The organism is uncultured Gimesia sp., from assembly GCF_937919775.1.
Classification (GTDB): Bacteria; Planctomycetota; Planctomycetia; order Planctomycetales; family Planctomycetaceae; genus Gimesia.
Window position 1 is genome coordinate 1 of the sequence record NZ_CALFPF010000433.1, and the last position, 4681, is coordinate 4681.

Sequence of the window (4681 nt, forward strand, 5' to 3'; positions counted from 1 at the left end):
TGTTATTCGAAGCGAAGAATATCCAGGAAATTTATTCAAAACAGCGCAATGCGATGAAGTTTCCTACAGCGAATTCACATCTTGATCTGGCACGCTGGTGCATCACCAATGAACTCTACGAAGAGGCAAAAAAAGAGCTGCGGGATGCCATCAGGCTTGAACCGAAACGGTCGGAGCCTCAACTGATGTTGCAGCGATTGATGGGAAATACTTCAGATAACCAGCCTACAGTCAATGAAAAAATCCAGGAGACGATTCTGAGCAAACAGATGTCGCGATCGGATGAAGCCACTTCGTTAACAGGCATTTCACGAGAACAGTCGGCTGAGTTTGTGCGAAAAATTCAGCCCGTGCTGTTGAATAAATGTGGGAATGCGAGTTGTCATGGCAGTGCCGCAAAATCCGAATTCCGTTTAACGCAGGTGAGCCGCCGATATGGTAATCATCGCGTGTATGCAGAAAAAAATCTGGCAGAAGTCTTGCGCTGGGTTGATCTGGAAGACCCTGTTCGCAGTCAGTTGCTGCTCAAACCGGAAAAAGAACATCCGCAGCAGGGAATGGTTGTGTTTTCCGGTTCTGCCGCCCGGAAACAACAGCAGCTCATTCAAAAATGGGTGGCGGATGTGGTGGCCGACCGGATTCAGCAGGACAAACTCAGGGCAGAACGACTGGCCCGTCGCGCAGAGCACCGGCATGGTCAGGCCAAACAGAATCTGCTGGACCCCAACTGGGGAAAGTCTGCAGTTAAACAGGCTGCAATGGAAGCCGAACCAACGGCATTGAAGGGTGAGATCTCCTTAACGGCTGGTTTCGAACCTCAAAAACTGACGGATGAAGAAATTGAGGAAATGGTTCAGCCAAAACCGAGTGATCCCTTTGATCCGGAACTCTTTAATAATGCAGCGCCCATTTCGGACCGCTAACGATTTGATCTAGCAGCACCAGTGCTCGATCAGTGCAGCATATTTCTGGGTTCCCAACTCAAGTTGCTCCAGCTCAATGAATTCATCGTGCGTGTGAGCCTGCCCGATGTCTCCGGGGCCAAAGACGACCATGTTTTTCATTTCAGGGAAAAGGCTGCCATCGGTTCCGTAAGAAACCGTCCTGGCCTCTTTCTTACCGGAGATCAGGAGCACTTCATTTACAAACGGGGAATGGGGATCAGTGTAGACCGGTTGTCCGCCGCACCTGAACTGGAATTCGAGTCCACATTTTTCAGCCGCACTGCGGGCCCGCTCTACCAGTTCGTCCGGCTCCTGTCCTGGCATCGGCCGGAAATAAACCGTACAGATACTTTGGGGGGGCGTGATATTCACAGCGTTGGTGCGGTCATTTATGCCGATGTTCCAGCCATTGGTCGGGGGATCGAATTCCGGATTCTGCCAGCGGGCATCGGTCATGCATTCATCGTACAGTTTTTTCATTTCGACGAGGAACGGAATCATCGCCAGATTCGCATTGATGCCTGTGCTGAGGCTTGAATGTGCGGCGCGCCCGTGCGAGATAACCTGGAATCCATAGGTTCCCTTATGAGCGTAAACGACTTCGAGCCGCGTGGGTTCACCGATGATGCCGTGAGTCTCTCCCTTTACCATTTCGCGATACATGGTCGATTTTTCAGCCACGTTGCGGGCACCGTGATAACCGACTTCTTCATCCGCGGTACAGGTAATATAGAGCGGGTGCTTGAGATCTCGGTCGACATACTGTTTCGCAGCAGCCAGCATGCAGGCGATGGAGCCTTTCATATCGCAGCTTCCGCGGCCGAATAGCTTGTCACCTTTTAATGTCGGAGTGAAAGGGCTGAATTCGTCCGTGAACCAGGGATCGGCGGGCACGACATCGGTATGCGCGAAATAAGCCATCCCCCCCTGGCCTTGTCCTCTGCGTCCGAGGATATTGGCTTTGCGAACGCCTTTGGCATCATTGTATTCCAGACGTTCGATTTCGAATCCCAGAGTCTTCAGGGTTGCTTCGACATAATCGCTGACTGCGAGATTGGAAAGGTTACTGGTTGACTCAAATACAACCAGTTCCTTCGTATAATTGAGTGCATCCATGAATGAGTTCCGAAATCAAATATTTTATTGTTGATACATCAAATGACGTTGAAAATGGGATAAGGTTTTGTCCCACATCACTGGTGAGAGCACATGCCCTGATCCTTCTTCAATATAATAAGTGAAATTCGTTTCTGCATGCTTGGCAGCATAGTTGTTTGCAATTATTTTGACACCGTCCCGGACATCTCCAATCGGGCTGCCTCCGTCCAGTTCCCCAAAATTCAGATGGAAAGGGCGTGGTGCAATCAGAGCCGCGATATCGGGGGTATCACCAAATTCGTATATTCCGGGGATGAAATTGGGGAAACAGTGCAGCATGTGCTCGCGATGAATGCCTTTATATGTGGGCAGACAGCAGTTTCCGACCAGACATTTGATGCGTGGTTCCCAGGGGCCGACCAGCCAGGTATGCGTCGAACCCATTGAATGCCCATAACAGCCGATTTTCTCGTCGATGACTTCCGGTCTGCTTTGCAGAAAATCGATGGCCCGTTTCATGTCCAGAATATTCTTCCAGGCCATACATTTTCCGGTGACGACATATCGCAGAAATTCAAAACGTTCGTACTGCCCGGCTTTCAGTTTGCCGGTGGGATCCTGGCGTTCTTCAAAACAGAGGGCATCGGGGCATAGGACAACGAACCCCGCTTTCGCCAGCGCGGCACCGGTATGGTGCATCGGATTCCCGGCCAGTCCGGCGGGTTCGCTTTTTCCCAGATGATATTGTCCCGCATGTTGATGCCAGATCGCGACTGCGGGCGCGGGGTGTGCCGGCGAGACCATATTGGGAATCAGCAGCATCGCGGGAATCGCATCGCCGGGCTCGGCTTCATAAGTCAACGACTCGATCCGGTATCCATCCTTCTGGATCGTTTCCCGCAGTTTGACATTCAACACAGGCGGCTCAGGCCATTCGCCGCCCAAACCCTGTAATAACTTTTCCTGAAAATCTGCAACGGCCATTAAAGTGCTCCAGGTAACAGAGAGGGGAGATTCTAAGGGATCACCACTCATTCATTTATACCATTCAGGAGTCTTTCAAGGAAGTAAATCGAGCTGAATCACGCACCAGTTTCAGTCTGTTCTTCTAATTTTGAAAAGCTGCTATTTATGTGTAATACTGGATGTCGGTTCAATAATATTTTCCTGGAATACGTTACATAAGTTTTCAAAGCAGAGTGCGTCATTTCTGAATCCTGCTGGCCAGCAAAGTAGCCAGTTTTTTTACATCTTCCGGTTTAGAAAATTCCTGGAAACTCTGGACGGAGACTGCTTCTTCCATGTAGCCTGCATTTTCCAGACCGGCCGTCAAATCCTGTAAAACGGCATCATATTCTCCCGTTTCGGCAATCTTCTGGAGTGTAGGGACAAGTTGTTCTTGTGTCAGGCCGGGGCTGACCGCAGGTGCTTGTGGCGAGTTGTTGTGGCAGCCGTGAAAGGCCAGGACGAGTAATAAGATTGGAATGAGTTTCATGGTGTCAAATCGTGCAAAACATAGGGGGAAGATTAAGCGGAGAGTACGTCACCCTGACAGGACGACGTACTCAGCCCGACAAGTTGAGAAATCAGTTGAAATTACGGCAAGTTGACAACGTTGCCGTCAGCGATAAATCCCAGATCGCGATAGGTGTTGAGATCAATATTTTCGCTGAGGAATCTAACCGCACCATCGCCCAGCAGGAAATGGACTCCGCCGGTATGCGAACTGGTAAAGTTCCAGGAGCCGGCGACTCCGTTGATACCATAGTAGGCACTGTTAGTCGCGATGGCATTCTGTGTGTAGTAAGCGGCATCGGAATAGTTTCCGATCCAGAGCGTACCGTTTTTTGCTCCTGCCGTACCTCGCTCGCCGATGATGATTGTATTGCTTAAGCCATCACGGTAATCACGAAAGGATACATTGGAATTATCGTAAAAAGATCCTGTGGGTTTGGTGGTTCCAGAGCTCTTGTAAGTATTGCCGGCGACACCTGTGTAGTTGGATTTTCCGTAGTTACCGACATCAGTATTGATGCCGCCCATCGGATCGGAGGGGCAGATGTAGGCACTCAGTGCTACTTTGGAATAGGGCGTTTTCACGGTGGCGCTGGGAGTGATCATGTCGCTGATGGTAGTCCAGTTGTTATCAAAACCGCCGACGGTACCGATCGAATTGTAAAGCGCAGACTGCTCGATGTACGGGAGAATGAAGGTTCCCCAGCCAAGCAGATTGTGATTCGTGACATTAGCGGCCGGGTCGTCGTCAAGATAACCGGGAGGCAGTGTTCGATGCACATCGTGGTAGTTGTGCATGGCGATGCCAATCTGCTTTAGATTGTTTTTGCAGGAACTGCGACGGGCCGCTTCCCTTGCCTGTTGCACGGCAGGCAGCAGCAACGCAATCAGGATCGCAATAATCGCGATTACGACCAGCAATTCAATCAGGGTAAATCCATTTTTTCTTCGAGTTCTTCGCAGCACGAGTTAGTCTCCTTGGAGGCATTAAAAGTAGTCAGAGATAAGAGTGAGTAAATTCCGGCGGGTGAAACGGATTAATGTTTCACGAGATTGACGCAGCATCAGCTGGTGGATGACTCCAAAAACAGACGACTCAGAAAGTCGAAGTGAATTTGAGTTAA

Annotated in this window: 5 protein-coding genes; 1 reads left to right on the forward strand and 4 read right to left on the reverse strand. The window is 50.2% G+C overall.

Annotation, left to right across the window (positions count from 1 at the left end):
- Nucleotides 1-923: hypothetical protein (locus Q0294_RS12080; RefSeq protein WP_299465391.1), on the forward strand; the 923-nt coding region annotated here is incomplete at its 5' end.
- Nucleotides 924-932: 9 nt separating this feature from the next.
- Here the strand turns inward: Q0294_RS12080 and Q0294_RS12085 are convergent.
- The 4 genes from Q0294_RS12085 to Q0294_RS12100 all read right to left on the reverse strand — a co-directional run bounded on the left by Q0294_RS12085 (nucleotide 933) and on the right by Q0294_RS12100 (nucleotide 4523).
- Nucleotides 933-2060, reverse strand: a complete 1128-nt coding sequence (locus Q0294_RS12085) for a M20 family metallopeptidase (protein ID WP_299465394.1) — start codon at nucleotides 2058-2060, stop codon at nucleotides 933-935.
- Between the two features lie 24 nt (nucleotides 2061-2084).
- Complete coding sequence (locus tag Q0294_RS12090) at nucleotides 2085-3026, reverse strand: dienelactone hydrolase family protein (RefSeq protein WP_299465397.1); 942 nt, start codon at nucleotides 3024-3026, stop codon at nucleotides 2085-2087.
- A 220-nt stretch (nucleotides 3027-3246) separates the two neighbouring features.
- On the reverse strand, nucleotides 3247-3537 hold the full coding sequence (locus Q0294_RS12095; protein WP_299465400.1) for a hypothetical protein: 291 nt from the start codon (nucleotides 3535-3537) through the stop codon (nucleotides 3247-3249).
- A gap of 101 nt (nucleotides 3538-3638) precedes the next feature.
- The gene (locus Q0294_RS12100) at nucleotides 3639-4523 is read right to left on the reverse strand and encodes a DUF1559 domain-containing protein (protein WP_299465403.1); all 885 of its coding nucleotides are present in this window, start codon (nucleotides 4521-4523) and stop codon (nucleotides 3639-3641) included.
- Nucleotides 4524-4681 lie beyond the last annotated feature (158 nt).

Coding starts and splice junctions, on each gene's coding strand:
- Q0294_RS12085 (WP_299465394.1), bottom strand. CDS start 2,060: ATGGATGCACTCAATTATACGAAGGAACTGGTTGTATTTGAGTCAACC.
- Q0294_RS12090 (WP_299465397.1), bottom strand. CDS start 3,026: ATGGCCGTTGCAGATTTTCAGGAAAAGTTATTACAGGGTTTGGGCGGC.
- Q0294_RS12095 (WP_299465400.1), bottom strand. CDS start 3,537: ATGAAACTCATTCCAATCTTATTACTCGTCCTGGCCTTTCACGGCTGC.